The sequence below is a fragment of the Paenibacillus taichungensis genome, from assembly GCF_003287275.1.
In the GTDB taxonomy this organism is placed as follows: domain Bacteria; phylum Bacillota; class Bacilli; order Paenibacillales; family Paenibacillaceae; genus Paenibacillus; species Paenibacillus taichungensis_A.
This window is the reverse complement of sequence record NZ_QEVW01000001.1, coordinates 397,123-414,696: the sequence shown is the minus strand read 5'-3', so window position 1 is coordinate 414,696 and position 17,574 is coordinate 397,123. Positions and strand designations below refer to the sequence as shown.

Annotated in this window: 13 protein-coding genes; 2 read left to right on the top strand and 11 right to left on the bottom strand. The window is 46.9% G+C overall.

Annotated elements, in window-relative coordinates; all coding sequences use genetic code 11:
• Positions 1 to 83: 83 nt before the first annotated feature.
• The 9 genes from DC345_RS02080 to DC345_RS02040 all read right to left on the bottom strand — a co-directional run bounded on the left by DC345_RS02080 (position 84) and on the right by DC345_RS02040 (position 10,178).
• The gene (locus DC345_RS02080; RefSeq protein ID WP_181586443.1) at positions 84 to 1,985 is read right to left on the bottom strand and encodes an ABC transporter ATP-binding protein; all 1,902 of its coding nucleotides are present in this window, start codon (positions 1,983 to 1,985) and stop codon (positions 84 to 86) included.
• A 6-nt stretch (positions 1,986 to 1,991) separates the two neighbouring features.
• Complete coding sequence (locus DC345_RS02075; protein ID WP_113051673.1) at positions 1,992 to 3,188, bottom strand: nucleotidyltransferase domain-containing protein; 1,197 nt, start codon at positions 3,186 to 3,188, stop codon at positions 1,992 to 1,994.
• Positions 3,172 to 3,654 (bottom strand): lasso peptide biosynthesis B2 protein, encoded by a 483-nt coding sequence (locus DC345_RS02070; RefSeq protein WP_113051672.1) that lies wholly within the window; start codon positions 3,652 to 3,654, stop codon positions 3,172 to 3,174. Before DC345_RS02070 ends, DC345_RS02075 begins: the two co-directional genes overlap by 17 nt.
• A 3-nt stretch (positions 3,655 to 3,657) precedes the next feature.
• A complete protein-coding gene (locus tag DC345_RS02065; RefSeq protein WP_113051671.1) occupies positions 3,658 to 3,957 on the bottom strand; it encodes a lasso peptide biosynthesis PqqD family chaperone in 300 nt (99 codons plus the stop codon).
• Complete coding sequence (locus DC345_RS02060; protein ID WP_113051670.1) at positions 3,954 to 4,901, bottom strand: aldolase; 948 nt, start codon at positions 4,899 to 4,901, stop codon at positions 3,954 to 3,956. Before DC345_RS02060 ends, DC345_RS02065 begins: the two co-directional genes overlap by 4 nt.
• A 145-nt stretch (positions 4,902 to 5,046) precedes the next feature.
• Positions 5,047 to 5,178, bottom strand: a complete 132-nt coding sequence (locus DC345_RS02055) for a paeninodin family lasso peptide (protein WP_113051745.1) — start codon at positions 5,176 to 5,178, stop codon at positions 5,047 to 5,049.
• Between the two features lie 81 nt (positions 5,179 to 5,259).
• Positions 5,260 to 7,191, bottom strand: a complete 1,932-nt coding sequence (locus DC345_RS02050) for an asparagine synthase-related protein (protein ID WP_113051669.1) — start codon at positions 7,189 to 7,191, stop codon at positions 5,260 to 5,262.
• Complete coding sequence (locus tag DC345_RS02045) at positions 7,188 to 8,456, bottom strand: sulfotransferase family protein (RefSeq protein ID WP_113051668.1); 1,269 nt, start codon at positions 8,454 to 8,456, stop codon at positions 7,188 to 7,190. The genes DC345_RS02050 and DC345_RS02045 overlap by 4 nt, the downstream gene beginning before the upstream one ends.
• Positions 8,457 to 8,837: 381 nt before the next feature.
• Positions 8,838 to 10,178, bottom strand: coding sequence for an MFS transporter (locus tag DC345_RS02040; protein WP_113051667.1), 1,341 nt, complete (start codon positions 10,176 to 10,178; stop codon positions 8,838 to 8,840).
• Between the two features lie 262 nt (positions 10,179 to 10,440).
• On the opposite strand from DC345_RS02040, the gene yhbH reads away from it, so the two are divergent.
• Positions 10,441 to 11,607 carry a sporulation protein YhbH gene (yhbH, locus tag DC345_RS02035; protein ID WP_053780501.1) on the top strand — a complete coding sequence of 389 codons (1,167 nt, stop codon included), beginning with the start codon at positions 10,441 to 10,443 and terminating at the stop codon, positions 11,605 to 11,607.
• Complete coding sequence (locus DC345_RS02030) at positions 11,604 to 13,043, top strand: SpoVR family protein (RefSeq protein WP_113051666.1); 1,440 nt, start codon at positions 11,604 to 11,606, stop codon at positions 13,041 to 13,043. Before yhbH ends, DC345_RS02030 begins: the two co-directional genes overlap by 4 nt.
• Before the next feature lie 65 nt (positions 13,044 to 13,108).
• Here DC345_RS02030 and DC345_RS02025 read toward each other — a convergent pair whose 3' ends face one another.
• Both DC345_RS02025 and DC345_RS02020 read right to left on the bottom strand, forming a co-directional pair.
• Positions 13,109 to 15,580: a bifunctional diguanylate cyclase/phosphodiesterase gene (locus DC345_RS02025; protein WP_113051665.1), complete on the bottom strand. Its 2,472-nt coding sequence runs from the start codon at positions 15,578 to 15,580 to the stop codon at positions 13,109 to 13,111.
• Positions 15,581 to 15,879: 299 nt separating this feature from the next.
• Complete coding sequence (locus DC345_RS02020; RefSeq protein WP_113051744.1) at positions 15,880 to 17,502, bottom strand: ABC transporter substrate-binding protein; 1,623 nt, start codon at positions 17,500 to 17,502, stop codon at positions 15,880 to 15,882.
• Positions 17,503 to 17,574 lie beyond the last annotated feature (72 nt).

Sequence of the window (17,574 nt, the reverse complement as noted above, 5' to 3'; positions counted from 1 at the left end):
TTGCCCGATACATACAGATCAAAGGCGCTGCCTCTAATGGCGCGCCTTTTTGCTTTGTTTTTTCACGAATTCACGGAGAAGTGTCATTGACCCACGACACCCGCCTGCATGTTCAACAGTTTGCTGAATGTGCCAACCGGATCAGTAGACAACTGTTGATAACCCCCTTGTTGGATCACCCGGCCTTCATCCAATACAATCACTCGATCCGCTGTTCGAATGGTGGATAATCGGTGGGCGATAACAATAACAGTCACATGCCCTTTCAGGTGTTCAAGAGCCTCATGAATATGTTGTTCGTTCTCACTATCCAGCGCACTTGTCGCCTCATCCAATACCAATACAGAAGGGTTCCGGAGCATAGCGCGGGCAAGCACCAAACGCTGACGTTCACCACCGGACAGGCGGATGCCCCGATCACCGATAATGGTATCCAGTCCTTGCGGAAGTTTGCGGACAAACGCTGCAGACGATGAGAACTGTAATGCCTGCCACATCTGTTCCTCACTGGCATTTGGATCAACCAGGCGCAAATTTTCACGAATACTTGTATGGAACAGAAAAGGGTCCTGAGAGACATATCCGATTGAACTTCTCCAGGCTAACAATCGATTCGCGGTTAACGGCACCCCATCCACCAAAATCTGACCACTCTCCGGACGTATGAGTCCCATAATCAAATCAATCATCGTGCTCTTCCCTGCTCCTGACTTGCCTACAATGGCCGTCATGCCTTTTGCAGGGATGGATGCATACGCTTCGTATAACGAGTAGGTATCGCTGCCTTCATAGCGATAATTCACTTGCTGACACTCGATAGACTCCTTTAGCACCAGGGGTTCAATGGGCAGCATATCGCTAGCTGTCTGCTGCTCATTCAGCATGGCCTGGGCCTTCATTCTGACCGAACGAGGACCGGGAACCGATAACTCCTCATCATATGGTTCACCAGTATTAACCGTTTTTTCGCTAATCTCACGGCTTTTCTCGGTTTCTGTCTGTAACTCTCTCACAATCTGAAACGCGGGCAGCATCGAACTCATATACTCCAGATTGGATTGAATAGAAGTGAATCGTGGCCACAACCGTGAAAAGATCAGAATAATGAGCAATAAACTTGCCGGAGGGACAGCGAGTACATGTAGAGATAAATAGATAAAAGCAGCAATAATGACTGCCGCGGATATTCGATGAATCAATTGTGTGCCGCTGTTCAACTGGCTGAACTGAACCACGTTACGTTCAATTCGCCCACACATACGTTCAAACCAGCTAATATGTGATTTTTCGAGCATATTGCTCTTAATATCCTTGATTCCATTAAAGTGCTCTGTAATACCGTTATAATAGCTCTGAGAATATTCCGACGTCTGATCCCCAATTTGTTTTGCCCTTTTCACGAATTTTCTCAAGACAATAAACAATACCAATCCGCAGACCAGGACAAGGGCAGTTAACTTGGCAGACAACCAGAAGGCCAGGCCGATTTGAATGCCGGTGAAGATCAAGGAAGCCGCCATTTGCAGCATAATATTCGTTCCCTGACTGACACGGGCAAGTTCGGTCGTTAATATATGATTAAAATCGGATTTTCGTTTTTGGAGAAAAAAAGACCACTGCGCCATAATGATGGCACGATAGGTTTCCATGCGCAGCGTTCGAACAAATTGCTGCTGAATTCGAGTGTTACGAATCGTCTGAAGACGTTGTAGCCACGCCTGTCCAGAGACAATGAGGACAAAGGTCAGCAGCACCAGCAGCAGCCGGCCATTTTCCGGAAAACGATTTAAAAATTCTGATATCCAGGGTAAGTGCAGACCTGTAGAACCCATTTCAAAAATACCAATAAGACTTAACATCGGAACGAGCATATATATGCCGATCCCTTCCATCAGACTAATGCAGATCATGCCCAACAGATTCCAATATAAGACTGGGCCCGTTACACGATGCAGCTTTCGCATAAAAAATTGCAGTTCCGAAATCATACGTTATCCCCTCTCCGTCATCGTGTTCCTTTTGATTCGCCGCCAGAACCAGAGAAACGGACGTAACGGAAAATACAAAAAATGCAGTGAACGCGGAAGCGGTAGTTGGTCTACATCCCAGGTACTCGGATACAAACGTTCAATAAAGAAAAACAGCTTCTGCCTTGTGCTTCGCAGTGCGAACAGATAGGAACGATAACTCTTTACATCTGCCGGGCTCTCAATCATCTCATTCATGAACACGACGCCGCGTCTGGCTAATTTCTCTCCCACACGTTCATGAGAAGACAACAAAGCAAGATAATTGGCATCCAAAGGGGTGTCCAGTAATACCGAAGCCAGATGAAGAGCTTGTGAACCGATAGATAATCTGCCTTCTGCTTTCAGGCGTCGCTCCACTTTTTTGACATCCAGTGGCATACTGCGAATCATCTGGTCGATATCCAGTAACCAACGCAGTCTGAACCACCCGTGTCTTGCGCCGTGCGTCACCAAATATGCCCACAGATCCTCCCTTTCCAGCATACGGACAGGCGTCTGGGTATAGGTGCTGAATCGACTGCGTTTCCACAGTAATTCAAAATCGGTTTCTCTTCCGGAATCCGGATTAAGCCGCCAATGGATCTCGACTTGGGTTCTTTTGACCGGGTGTTTGTAACAGATATGATGTTCCCGCCATTTCCAGCTAGCAACAGTTGGTGTTCTCTTACCTTCCTTCGATTCATAACCAAGCGATTCAAGAATCTCCTCCGCGAACTCCACATCATCAAAGGGAATAAGAATGTCCAGATCTTTAGAGGTTCGCAAGGAAATATCTCCGTATAAATCATGTGCCAGCGTGGGCCCTTTGAGCGTAATATTCCGAATGCCTCGTTCACGAAAAGCGCCACATACCTGCTCCATCTCGGCTGTTAGATGTAACATGCGGAACGTATTAGTTGTGTATTGCTGCTTCAGGTTCTCCACCACAAAAGCGGGAATAATCGCTGAATTCAACTCTTTTATTTTTAGATAGAGAACAGAGTACAGTCGATGATGATGGGCAAGCTGCAAAAAGAGCTGCCAGTCCATCCCCTTAATTCGTATTTGGGCGTCCTCAGGGGTTATTACTGTTAGATCGCCTTTAATCATGCTCAAAATCAGCTTAAGCTCCTGCGGAAAATCCGCTGTATATTGTTCCCACTCATGTATCGTAGACAATCTCCCCAGCTCCCTTCTCAGGACAACGCTTGCCAAACACGCCGACAACCGTATATTGGTCCATTGTATCTGCTCCAGTCACAATCAATTTCCCACTTCGCAGCCATGCATGAGCCATCATTTGACCTTGTTTATCCCGTGCAGTACCCATATATAGAGTACTCTCCACTTTACGGCGTTCCAGCATCTTCATCGCTGCGATTGCCATGACAAGGCAACGACTTTCCCATAATGTATACCTGCTGGCAATAAGAATAGCTTTAGAAATATTTCGTATTGTCGTCACATCACTACGATTGAGTCCCGTCACCGGCGTTTCGTACATGGGTGTACCGAGACTAGGGGCAATCCTGGCAAAAGGCATCGCCTTAAGTATTCGTGCCCATCCAAGGTGGACATAAGCTTCCCATACCAATCCACGAATTTCACGCGGCAATGAACGATATGCTTTTATTTTTCGCAACATGGTCTACTCTCCGCGGGTAACGTCAATTAATCCTTCATGCGTCAAATGCTCTAGAAATTGCACAACCTGCTCACGGCATATGTCTGGGCCTATCTCATATTCTGAAGCTAACACTTCAACCAATTCGGTCAATGTTCGTTCTTGACTGATCAGATCCCAGATTCGTCCACCCGTGCTGCCCAGATTATAATACTTACCGTTATGGATGCTCATCATGACTTTTTCCCCACCCATGTCACTGACAAGATTGCCTTCCTTCCGCAACACACGGTCTTCCCCATTCATTGGCTTCGTTGCTGTCATTGTCCTGTATACACTCCTTTGCGTGCATGTTCTGTAATCCGGTCAGCCATCTCAAATGCGGTAAAATCAGAGCCTGACCTCGTGATTCTATAAACTTCAATACCGGCGGACAGCCGCGAGACCGTCTCGAACAGCCACTGTGCCAGACCCTGCCTGGAAACAAGTCCACTGCGAAATGTATGAGAGCACAGCATGTGAAGGCGTTCCAATCCCGCAACGTCCTTCAGTTGTACAGGTTTCAGCATCTCTTCCGGCTTCGGATCAAGTTCAAAAATAGCGGCAAGCGGAACAGGTTGATCATGAAAATAATGCTGAACCGGTATCGCGTATTTCGTAATTTCCGCATGAACCGTTGCGTAATCCTGTTCCTTCATGCCGAATCCGTCCAGACTAGGCTGCCATAACTTTTGCTGCGGATAACCCGGTGATACGATTGCTCTTCCTCCTGCATCCCATGTCAGTGCCACGACATCATCCGTTAAGAGTGGAAAGCCGCGTGAAGCAAGTGCAGCTGATAAAGTGGATTTGCCTGCACCCGAGTGTCCAACAAATGCATAAGCCCAACCATCAATGACTACCGCACTTCCGTGGAGTGGAAGAATGCCGCGCTGCATCATAATGACGGCCATACATGTACCCAGCACAAACAATCTGACCTTTTTGGCATCTGCTCCCGTTTGAGGGGATACTACGATACGGCGTCCTTGTTCCATGAGAAACAGGCCCACATCTTCGATACGAAAAAAAAGACTGCCATTTCGGGATACAAAGTTATCGCTCCCCACATCCCACTCTTTCCACTGTGCCGCCAAATCAGCTATTTCAATGTGTACGTCCGTATAGGCAGTTAGAGAATCTGTACCGCTCTGTACGATTTGGAGTTCAGGCATTGGGAATTGGCTCAACCAACGCAAGCCATACGCTTCATACTGCACAGGCAACAATGAAAGACTCCTCCTTCGCAATTCTGCATGTAAGTAAAAAAAGCCCTTATATTCGCACTGCTCAATATAAGGGCGGAGGCGAAAAGTTGGATTATTGCCCTTTCCGCCCTTCTAAGTATGATGGCACATGTTAAAACTAAACAACTTAGGAAGTTGGATCATAAAGATCAGCATCGTGGACAGTAACCCAGTCGATCTGTTTGTAACCTACTCCTGCCATCGTTTGGTTCACTTCCAATACTTCCAGTGCTGGTGTTTGCCATTCCTTTTTTTCCATTTGCATCGTGTTCACCTCCTCTCATGAGTAAACTGATTAATGGATCTTTCCCGGCTCATATCGCTACACCCATTAGCTGCATCAGAACTTTCGGATAAATCGATACACGATCAGACTATGCATCATCAACCGCAAGTCCGGGTGTGAAGCGAGCTCAGGCCGAGGATTCGGAAAATTCGCAAGTGCGGACTTGATTCGCTCTGTGTTCAATATGCCCGCGACCCGGCTGTCAGAACATAACGCACGCAATTCGGCAGTAAAATCGCCCCAATTGGGAATCATGCGATGCAACCAATCCGCGGGCTGAACACCGCGTACTCGCTGGTTTAATCTCACTTTGTCAGGCAACTCAGGTGAGGTAGCCCGCCTTATCAAGGCACGATCCGTACCTTGATTAACATATTGTTCAATCGGTACGGACAGACAGAAACGAATCACTCTGGCATCACTCGTAGGGTCACGCTCCCACGCCCGATAACGAAGAGAGCATTTGGTTGCAACAGCACCATTTTTGTTCGCAATGGCCAGGTTGTTGAATTTCTCTGCCCTTACTTTGAGAGCGTCTGCCTGAGCACCGCCTTGCAGAACGATAATGGATTTGAGCCGTTCCAATACACCTGTTCGGCTAGCAAACTCCGGATGGATTAATTGCACAGATGCGGCTTGTGCAGCGCCCTTTGACATCGATTTGAACAATTCCGGGTACGCTTTACGGCCTGTAATTTTGGCAATTCGTGAGAATTTCATCCCGGTGCGTTCACTGTACTGCTGCATTTCCCGGAGCCACCTGAACCAGCGTCCGCTTTTTAGCAAACTGGCGTAATAATCAAGTGCTGGGCCCCAGGAGACTGTGAAGTTGCCCCGCGCTCCAGTCAATAGAATGCCTGCATCCTGCTGGCTCGCCTTTTCATAAAAACCACGAATCCAGAATGAGTTCTCAAAGTATTTATAAGGCATTTCCATAATATCAAGCCAGGTGTCCACTTCACTAAGTGGGCTTCTACCCTCAAAATCAAGATAATTCTCCTTGATATTGCCGACGTGATTAACCGTAGACTGGATAAACGGTCGCTCATCTGCTAACAGTGTTTTCGATGTGTAATCCGTAAAGTCAGACACCGGGACATAGCTGTACGCATTTAACGTTTTCCCTTGACTTCGCAGTGTTCCTGAGGCATATCCAACCACAGCCCCGGAATCCAGCCCTCCGCTTAAAGCAGCAGCCACCTGTCGATGCGTTCGCAATCGTGATCCAACAGCTTGACCGAACACCTCACGAAATGCTTCTACATATTCCCCGTCGGACTTGAGTTTTAGAGGCTCCACTTCATCCCAGCGATGATATTGTTTCTGTTCCAACCTGCCATCCCTGAAACTAAGCGTATGAGCAGGAGGCAGCTGACTCACTCCGCGATAGACGGTAGAATGGATATCTGCCGAGTCATGCATATCAGGAATGGCAAGAAATTCGGAGAGCCAGATCTCATTCAGTTCTTTATGTACACCCTCCAATTGCAGTAACGGATTCATTAAGGTACAGAAGGCAAACCGCTCACCATCATGCCGAAAATAAAACGATCTCATGCCTGTAATATCTCTGGCAGCAAATAGTCTGCGCTTGCGCTCATCCCAGATTGCAAAGGCGAAATCGCCAAGCAGTTTCTCTGCCATATGTTCATCCCATCGCTGGTAGGCTCGCAGGATCAGTTCACTGTCCGACAATCCGGCTAACTCCGCCCTCGAAATGGACAGTTGATCTGCCAGCTGCTCCCGATTATCCAAAATGGCATCCGCCGTGATGGTCAGACCACTCATTTCATCATATAAGGGCAATTGCTCACTGACTGACTCGGGCGTAATCCACTGGGCATGGCAACTCAGGAAAGCTTCATTACCTTTCCACACCCCCGTTGTATCCGCCGGAACGTGGCCCAGACTGGCATATAAACGCCAACTGTCCTCCCATAACGCTTGCTGACCATCGGTGTGAACAATTCCTGCTATAGCGCTCATGACTTTCCTCCCCGGAGTATCTTGCGCTGTGAAGCCCAGGCGCTTATCTGGTTACCAAACGGAATCAAGGATTTGATACGCTGAATCTTGCTGTGAGCAGACGCAAGCTGTACCTTCAATCGTTCCCGCTCATTGTACCCTCGCTCCAGCCGATTATCGGCTGCACGTAATGCGGCTTCCAACTGCCTGATCGTTGCCAGTGCGGCCAGTGTCGGTTCAATTGCATCGGGTTCATTCGCTGCCTGATTATCCCTGTTTTCATCTGGAGTATTGCTCACTAGGTCTACAGGCTGCATCCGGTAACCTTGCTTCCAGCTGCTGCCCGTTGCTTCGGAGAATTGACGCGTTAGCTTGGATATGACTTCCTCATCCGGGCCAGCTTCGTAACGTACACCCGTCCATTGCTCGGCTTCTTCGAGCTGTTCACTGTATCCCATCCGATGGAACATATCTGCGCCTATCACCCGGCAATAGAATTCAACTTCCTGTGGAACTAGTGTTTTTTTCCAGTTGTTAACAGAATCCTTATGAGCTTCCTGATGTGAAGATAGAAACGGATCACCGACACCCATACTATAGAACATATTGGACTTTGTACTGTCCACAAAGCGTCCATATTGCTCTATTCCCTCTTCATATCCGATGCCAAGAAAACCGCATAACTTTTCCATTTCGTCCCGAGGGTTGGAGACAAGTTGTTCGTACTGAACTTCATAGGCATTCGTGTGTTTGTCCGCAAAATAATCGTTCAAACGGAGCATGCCCAGTGTGAGATCAACTGCTTTCATATTAAGGTTCGGACTCTGCAAGCTGCGAATCAGTTCGAATCCTTCTCCTGTATGGCGATTTACCTTTTTGTAGGAAGCAGCTATGGCAAGGGGGTTACGCTGGAGATGAATGCGCTTGGACTGTGGAAACAGGCGATCAAGCCATTCCAGCATATAATAGTAACGAGGAGATTTATCTACGATGAAGTCTGCCCCGCTCCCCTCCAGAAATCCGTTATAGATTTCAAGAGCAAAGCTTCTGCACGCCTTCTCAAAACCTTCGTCTGATACCATAGCGCTGTAAAACTGACGGATGATTGCACTTCCACCATAGGGGCGGGAATCAGCCTTCTGCAAATCTACAAGATTCATCAGAAACCACATCTCCTGTGTGGCAAATACACGGCTGTGATTTTGCAGCATCACGGTGGATAGCGAACTTCCACTGCGAGGTACACATAGTAGTAAGACAAGTCCGTTACCATGAACATCTACCAATGGCAGCCTCTCCTCTGTAAAATTAAAATAAGCATGCAGTTGGTATAGCTCTTTATATCAATATCCACTAATATTCCCATACAGGAATAGGTAATATGGATGATGTACTTTCGACAATCTTTAGATACGATATGTATTCATACTTTTACTCTATGATACAAAATGTATCATGTCAATCTTTTATTTTCACCTTTTCATAATATCTTTCTATCCACTCTATTCTGTTCTCTGTCGTTTAAGCACTTATACTTCTTTTATCACCCTCACCATCTACTACTGTTGCATAAACATGAAAAAGCTCCAGAGCAGTTTACGAATAAACAGGCCCACGGAGCTACTATTATTAATGACGAACATTAGCTATAGAACGTTAATAACCACTCATCCAGTCGATCTTGCCTCTGAGTTTTTTCCCGAAATGGGATGATGCATCCACCCCTGCCCTTCTTCCTGATCGGCCTGAATCGCATCCGACATCCCCTGCTGCACTTTAACAGTCACCAGCACTGCAATCCCCGCAGCGAAAAAGAAAATTAGAGACAGAATACCCCAACGCGTTGACCCTGTTAATTGGCCCACCCAACCAAATACAAACGGCCCAAAAATGGAAGAAAACTTGCCTGTAATATTCACAAATCCAAAATATTCTCCAGTTCTGCCAGCAGGCATCAAATTACTGAACAAGGAACGCGCTGTCGATTGACTTACGCCCTGCACTACGCCAACCAGCCCTGCGAGCAGGTAAAAATGAATGGCTGACGTCATGAAATACCCTAAGATAACGATGCATATGTAAATGGACAAGCTTACCATCAACACCTGCTTCGCACCCCAACGCTGTGCCCATGCCCCAAGCAACAATGTGCAAGGAAAACCAATAAACTGGGTCAGTAACAAAGCCAGCATCAGATCTGCTGTTCCGATCCCAATGCTTGTTCCATAGATCGTTGCCATCAAGATAATCGTGTTAATGCCATCATTGAAAAACCAGAAAGCAACCAGCATTCGCATCAGCTGCGGAAAACGCCGTATCTGGCGAAAAGTTTGGCCAAGTCTGCGTACACCCACACCTGCATACCCTTTCCACGACTTGGGCATATCTGGTGCAGCAGGTCGACGCGGGGCATGGCGGAATAAAGGAATGGAAAATACCAACCACCACAACGCTACGGAAATAAAAGCAAGTCTTGTTCCCGAAAGTGTACTCGCCATCCCAAACCACCCCGGCTGCTGAATCATTAGCATATTGATCGCAAGCAGCAATCCTCCACCAATATAACCATAAGCATAGCCTTTGGAGGAGATCATATCTCTTCGATCGGCTGACACCAGATCAGGCAGCATTGCATCATAGAATGTATTTCCACCTGCAAACCCGATCGTCGAAATGACCAACAGTGCAGAAGCGAGCAGCCAGTCTCCCTCCCCAATGATGCTGAATCCGAGTGTTGCGACGATGCCAATGATGGAGAATACTCGCAGAAAATCACCTTTGCGCCCAGATAAATCCGCTAATGTCCCCAGCAACGGGGTTAACAGCGCTACACATAACATACCGATGGAATGGGTATACGCCAGATAAGATGCTGCGGTTTCTGTATCCAGTGTGGCTGCTGCCACGGAAGCGTAAAAGACGGGGAGAACGGCTGCAAGTACCGTCGTCGCATAGGCCGAGTTGGCCCAATCATACATAATCCATGCCTTAACTGCCCGTTTATCCAAATGGTATCCTTCCTTTGCACACATCCCTCTGAGGGATGCCAAATAAACACCTGTCCTTATTGTAAAGGAAGTTCGTCACACTTGTTCATCGTTTCTGTAAAAAAGTTCCGGTCAATCTGTACAATTTTAGATGATCCCGGAAGGCAAACTCGCGTAATTGTATCATTTTATCTACTCACGCATCACATATCGTGACTGCCCGTGAATATACTTAATTACCGACAGGCCAAACTGTGCCGCGTAATATATGGGGGGTGCCTACATGTCAAATTCACACCAGCCTTACTCGTTCGTCGTATCCCGGGAAGATTGGTCGCTTCACCGCAAAGGGTACCAGGACCAGCAACGCCATCAGCAAAAGGTTAAAGATGTCATCAAGCAGAATCTGCCTGATTTGATTACTGAAGAAAACATCATTATGTCCGACGGACAACAAATCATTAAGGTACCAATCCGCAGTCTGGATGAGTACCGTTTTGTGTATAACTACCAAAAGCAAAAACATGTGGGGCAGGGAGATGGTGACAGTCAGGTCGGGGATGTCATCGGTCGTGATCCCGCTTCGAAGAAGCCAGGCAAAGGTGAAAAGGCTGGAGATCAGCCCGGGCATGACATTGTTGAAGCTGAGGTGAGCATCGAGGAATTGGAAGATATGCTTTTTGCGGAACTGGAGCTTCCGGATCTGAAGCAAAAAGACAAGGATCAGATTGAGACACATACAGTGGTATTCAACGATATCCGCAAAAAAGGCATGCAATCCAACATTGACAAGAAACGCACCATATTGGAGAACTTGCGTCGCAACGCCACTACCGGCAATCCGGGTATTCACCATATCAGTCCGGATGATCTGCGTTACAAGACGTGGGAAGACAAAATCATTCCGCAGTCCAATGCGGTCATTATCGCCATGATGGACACTTCCGGGTCCATGGGCTCCTTTGAGAAATATTGCGCTCGGAGCTTTTTCTTCTGGATGACCCGCTTCCTCCGCCGTCAGTACGAGAAGGTCGAGATTGTTTTCCTCGCCCATCATACCGAAGCCAAGGAAGTGACCGAGGAAGAATTCTTCACACGAGGCGAAAGTGGAGGCACCATCTGCTCCTCTGTATATATGAAGGCACTGGAAATTATTGATAGCCGTTATCCTCCTTCCAGCTACAATATCTACCCTTTCCATTTCTCGGACGGAGATAACCTGACCTCGGATAATGAGCGGTGTGTCAAACTGATTGGTGAGCTGATGAAGCGCAGCAATATGTTTGGTTATGGCGAGGTGAACCAGTACAACCGCAGCAGCACACTCATGTCTGCCTATCGTCATATCAAGATCGACCAGTTCATGTATTATGTGATCAAAGAAAAAGGCGAAGTGTACAAAGCTTTGCGCAGCTTTTTCCAGAAACGGGAAGGAGGCAGCGTAAGATGACAGATGAAATCCGCGACCTTGAATACGCCATTGCCGAGATTATGGAGATTGCCGATGGATTCGGCCTGGATTATTATCCGATGCGTTATGAAATATGCCCTGCCGATATCATCTATACCTTTGGAGCGTATGGTATGCCGACCCGGTTCAGTCACTGGAGCTTCGGGAAGACTTTTCATAAAATGAAGATGCAATATGATTTTGGACTCAGTAAAATTTATGAGCTCGTCATCAATTCCAACCCTTGTTACGCCTTCCTGCTGGATGGCAACTCGCTGATCCAGAACAAGCTGATCGTCGCACACGTGCTGGCTCACTGCGATTTCTTCAAAAACAACGCCCGCTTCTCCAAGTCGAATCGTAATATGGTGGAGAGCATGGCAGCGACGGCTGATCGGATCAGCAACTATGAGATGGAATATGGTACAGAGGCCGTTGAAGCGTTCATTGATGCCGTTATAGCGATTCAGGAACATGTCGATCCACAGTTGATCAAACCCCGCCACTTGGACAAACAACGTTATATGGAGATGAAAATGCGGGAGCAGCGTGGGGAGAAAACGCCAAGGCCGGAAGGTCGCTATGATGACTTGTGGTCCCTTGATGATACCCAGATCGAGGAAACACCTGCGGAAGGAATACAAGTGCATCACTTTCCACCAGAACCGGAAAAGGATGTAATGTGGTTTATTCAGGAATTTTCTGAAGTGTTGACGGATTGGCAGCGGGATATTATGAGTATGATGCGTGAGGAAATGCTCTATTTCTGGCCGCAGATGGAAACGAAAATTATGAATGAAGGCTGGGCCTCCTACTGGCATCAACGTATTATACGGGAGCTCGACCTGAACAGTGAGGATACGATTGAATTTGCTAAACTGAACTCTTCCGTCGTGCAGCCATCCAAGCAAAGTTTGAATCCCTACTATTTAGGGCTGAAAATATTCGAGGATATTGAACGTCGCTGGGATAACCCGTCCAAAGAAGAACGAGAACGTTTTGGTCGTCAACCTGGGCAAGGTCGTGCCAAAATGTTTGAGGTGCGCGAATTCGATTCCGACACCTCATTTATACGCAATTACATGACCAAACAATTAACCGAAGACCTCGATCTCTATGTATTCGAGAAAAAGGGCCCGGACTGGAAAATTACCGACAAGTCCTGGCAAAACATACGGGATCAGCTTGTATTTTCACGCATCAACGGTGGTTCACCGTATCTCGTCGTTCAGGATGCCGATTACCTGCGCACAGGAGAACTCGTGCTCAAGCATCAATATGAGGGCATCGAACTGGATCTGAAATATATGGAACGAACCCTTCCTTATCTGTACCGTCTCTGGGGTCGTACCGTCCATGTGGAAACACGGGTAGAAGATAAACCGATCTGGTTCACCTATGACGGCAAGAAGCATCACCGCAAGTTTTTATCATAAAAATAAAAAAAAGCGGCAAGTCCCTGGCATATGGCGGGGACTTGCCGCTTGGCATTTCAATGAACTTATAGTATCGTTGGAGCTCCATGCAGCCTTAGTGGCACAAAAAAGTCATGTTCCACTTCGCTTGCTGGCAATGGACGACTGAAATAATATCCCTGAATTTCGCGGCAATCATTCTGCATCAGAATATCCAGCTGTCCTTTCGTCTCGATCCCTTCGGCAATCACTTCCATCTTCAGATTCTGAGCCATTGATATGATCGTGGCCACAATGGCCTGGTCGCTTCGGCTCTCCGTAATATCTGTCACGAAAGAACGGTCAATCTTTAACTTATGAATTGGGAAATGCTTCAAGTAACTCAGCGAGCTATATCCTGTTCCGAAATCATCCAGGCTGATTTTGACTCCAAGCGCTGTAAGTTCATTGAGAATACCTGTGGATACGGATGCATCCATCATCATGCTCTCTGTAATTTCCAATTCAAGATAGCGGGCATCGAGCCCCGTCTCCATGAGTGCATTTTTGACCTGCTCCACCAAGTTGGATTGATGAAACTGCTGACTAGACAAGTTAACGGATACCGGAATAAGCGGTCCGCCACTAGCATGCCAAAGTTTCATCTGTCTGCACGCTTCGCGCAGTGTCCAGTTCCCGATCTCATAGATCAAGCCTGTCTCTTCAGCTAGTGGAATGAACACATTCGGAGACAGAACACCCTTGTCTGGATGATTCCAGCGAATCAAAGCCTCCACGCCGATCATACGGCTGTCCTCTGTACGTATCTGGGGTTGATAATACAAGACCAGTTCATCCCGTTCCAGTGCTTTGCGCAAATACCCTTCCAGTTCAATTCGTTCATACAGCTCCGAATCCAATTGAGCGGTGTAAAACTGAAAACCGTTTTTGCCATTTTTCTTCACTTCATACATCGCAGAGTCTGCATGCTTCAACAACGCATCTGCTCCTGTTCCATGATACGGATACATCGCGATCCCGATGCTGGCTGTAACGTAAAAGTCGTTCTCCTTTAATCGATAAGGCAGCTGAATGGCACGGACAATCCGTTCTGCCAGTTCGGCCACCCGTTCCTCATTCCCCTGCTCATTCGTAACCACCAGTGTGAATTCATCGCCCCCCATTCGAGCAAGCATGACATTATCCGTCGCCTTCGGGTCTGAATCATGGATTGCACTCATAATTCTGCTGCTCACTTCTCGAAGAAACACATCTCCAATGGAATGTCCGAGGGAGTCATTAATCATTTTGAAACGGTCGATATCCATCACCATAACCGCAAATGAACTGCCTATTGCCCCAGAAGTCGCGATCGTGCTCTCCAGCACATCATCCAGCTTACGGCGATTTGGAAGCCCGGTTAGTGGATCATGCAGAGCCTGATGGCGGATGCTCTCCTGAGCCTGTTTCTCCTCAGTGATATCTTTGATCAGAATGTGGCTTCCCTGATGTTTTCCATCAATCAGTACTGGTACTACAGCAATACTTAGATCAAGATGATTTCCCTGAACGTTTTTCATTGTACCCATGAAATGCTGCTGCTCACGAGTATCATCATCCCACACGACATGCTGCATTTCACTTGTCCAATGAATATCAACATACTGTGAAATCTCATCAATAGAACGATGAATAATCTCTCTTTCCTGATACCCTGTAATTCTTGTGACTGCAGCATTAATCCCCTTGATAGCCCCTTGCTTATCCACCGAAATAATGGCATCTGAATGGTTTTCGTACAGGGCCTGATACCACTGTTCATTTTCATGAATCCGGCGATCCTTCTGAGATAGACGCTGATTAATAAAAATGCCGAACAAGGTCAACCCCAATGCAATAAAAGTACCCGCAGCGATCAGATATGCGAGAAGTGAAGGTTCAATCTGGAGCCCTGAACCAGCCATTGCATCATGTGCATGATGAAATTGTGCAGCTGACATTCCCGTATAATGCATTCCTGTGATACCGAGCCCCATAATAAGTCCGCTGCCCATCTTGTACACCCATGTATAACGTGATTGATACTGTCGGAAGAAAAACATGAGCCACAAGGCAGCAAATGAAGCTAAAGCAGCGATCAGGATGGATAACAACACTATGCCTGGTTCATATGTGATGGTAACCGACATGGCAGCCATACCGATATAATGCATGCCGCTAATACCTGCGGTCATGAGCACTCCTGCGATCAGGAGCTTGCTTATTTTACCTGACTGCTGACCTGCAATATTTAACGCAACACCAGATGCAATAATTGCAAGCAGAACGGATAGAAAGACCTCACCTGTGGAATACGACACATGCATAGGAAGAACAAAAGCCAGCATGCCCACAAAATGCATGGACCAGATTCCCAAACCCATTGAAACGGCCCCGCAGGTAAGCCAGACATTTCGGGACATGCCTTTAGCCAGACTTACCCGGCCCGCAAGGTCAAGCGCCGCATAAGAAGCCAACGCTGCAATAATGTAAGATAAAATAACCAGTTCTAAGTTGTACGTTCCATGTAGGTGCTCCACTCAATTTGTCCTTTCAACCGGGGAATGCCTTGTATGTATGCAAAATGTAAAAAAGAAGCGAGTACGCTGTCTGGATGACAGGCACTCCCTCCACATCATTTGTCTGGAGACCACCGACTTGTTATTAAGCCAAAGTCATACATCTCTAACCCGTTAATATTGATGTATATAGTCTAAACGTCCCAGGTGTGAAAATCAACACTTTTTTCCAGATAAAACGAATGTTTAATATCGTCAAATTCCCATCCACCATGCGCCTTACAGGCGTTTATCCCTGCCTGCATCCTTTCCTCGCCACCTTATTCTCCTTGGACCAGTTTTGCCTTCTTGCGAACTTCTTCGGTCATCGTCTGCTCGTAGCCCTTTACATCAAGCTTGTTGAATTCCCTCACATATTCATCCCAGACCTTGTTAAAATCAGCTGGACTGGAGAGAACCAGTTTGGGTACATATTTCTTTTGCAACTCCGTGCGTTTCTGCCCATAGATATGGGCTGGTGAGCCTTGATCAAAAGCAATGCTCCAAGCCGGGTACCATGGACGTTCATCCGGCGCAGCAAACAGCTGGGAGAACGTCTCCACGTCATACTTCTCCAGAATGAGCTTATCTCCATCCGAATAGGAGAACTGGGCAACTTCGGGTTGTCGTTCTACACCGACAGAGTTACCGTCAGGAAGAGTCGAACCATTACCGTAACGCGGCCAGCTGTACTCAAAATATTTGAATCCGAATGATTGACGGAACTCATCTGAATCTGTTTTCCGAATCATTTCTGGTGAGCGAGTAAACCGCCCCTTGTCATCCACTTCGTAGGTCTCTCCTTCGATGCCCCAGTTGGACAGAATCTGATTCTCATCCGTTAACAGGTTATCGAAATATTGAATAATACGAACTGGATCTTCCGCGCTTACGGTAATGCCAATCCCACGGTTATTCACAAAGCTTGGTGGATCAGTATACTGATCCTTAGTATTTGCGTCGTATACAATAGGCAGTGCCATATATCGCAAATCGTCGTTGCCTGCTTCCTTCAGATTGTTCATTTCCTGCCCTACCTGCCAAGCATAATCAAAGAACCCAAGCACTTTCCCACTGGTCACTTTCGCAAGATACTGGTCATAATTATCAACAAAGGAGGACTTATCGAACAGCCCGAATGAATTCATTTCATTCAGCTTCTGCATCCATCGTTTGGTCTCAGCGGTTGCTCCATAGTCCCTCGCTTTCTGTGTCTGCATATCCACCATGATGGCTCCATCATTCGGATAGCCTGCAAGATGCATGGCCGGGTTGGTAATTGTAAAAAATTTATCATCATACGTCAGTGACAGAAACCCAGTTAATCCTTCATTTTTGTGCTTGTCAGCGTATTGTTTAATCAGATCCATGTATTCATCCAGTGTGGTGATCTTTGGATATCCAGCCTCCTTCAATACACGACGCTGTACCCAGAAGGCACCTTGATCCACATTCGGATTAGGCAGATATTCTCCAACCACTGCGCTCATGGGCAAAAAATAAATGTTGCCGTCTTCTTCTTTCATCAGATTATAGTACGGCTCGTACACCCGTTTAATGTTTGGGCCATACTGATCAATCAGATCGTTGAGCGGAATAAATGCACCCGCATCCACGATTTTATCAATAGCCCCATCCGGTACCATCACATCCGGGTACTTGTTGCTCGCAATCATCGTTCCGATTTTGGTATTAATATCACCAACGAGGTATTCAATTTTGAAATTAACCCCGGTTTGTTCTTCCAGTTTTTTGCCTATTGTAGTTTCGTTTGTGTTGATGTCCTTGCCAGAACCTGCTTTAAAATACGTGAATGTCACTTTATCTGTGCTTTCTTTGCCGTCTCCCCCTGCTCCCGCTTCCGGTTTAATCTCACTTCCTCCAAAAGAACACGCCGTTACCATGGTCAAAGCTAATACTGCCGGCAGCCAGCGCTTCAGTATGTGGTTAACCAATAGGTACGCACCCTCTTTCTC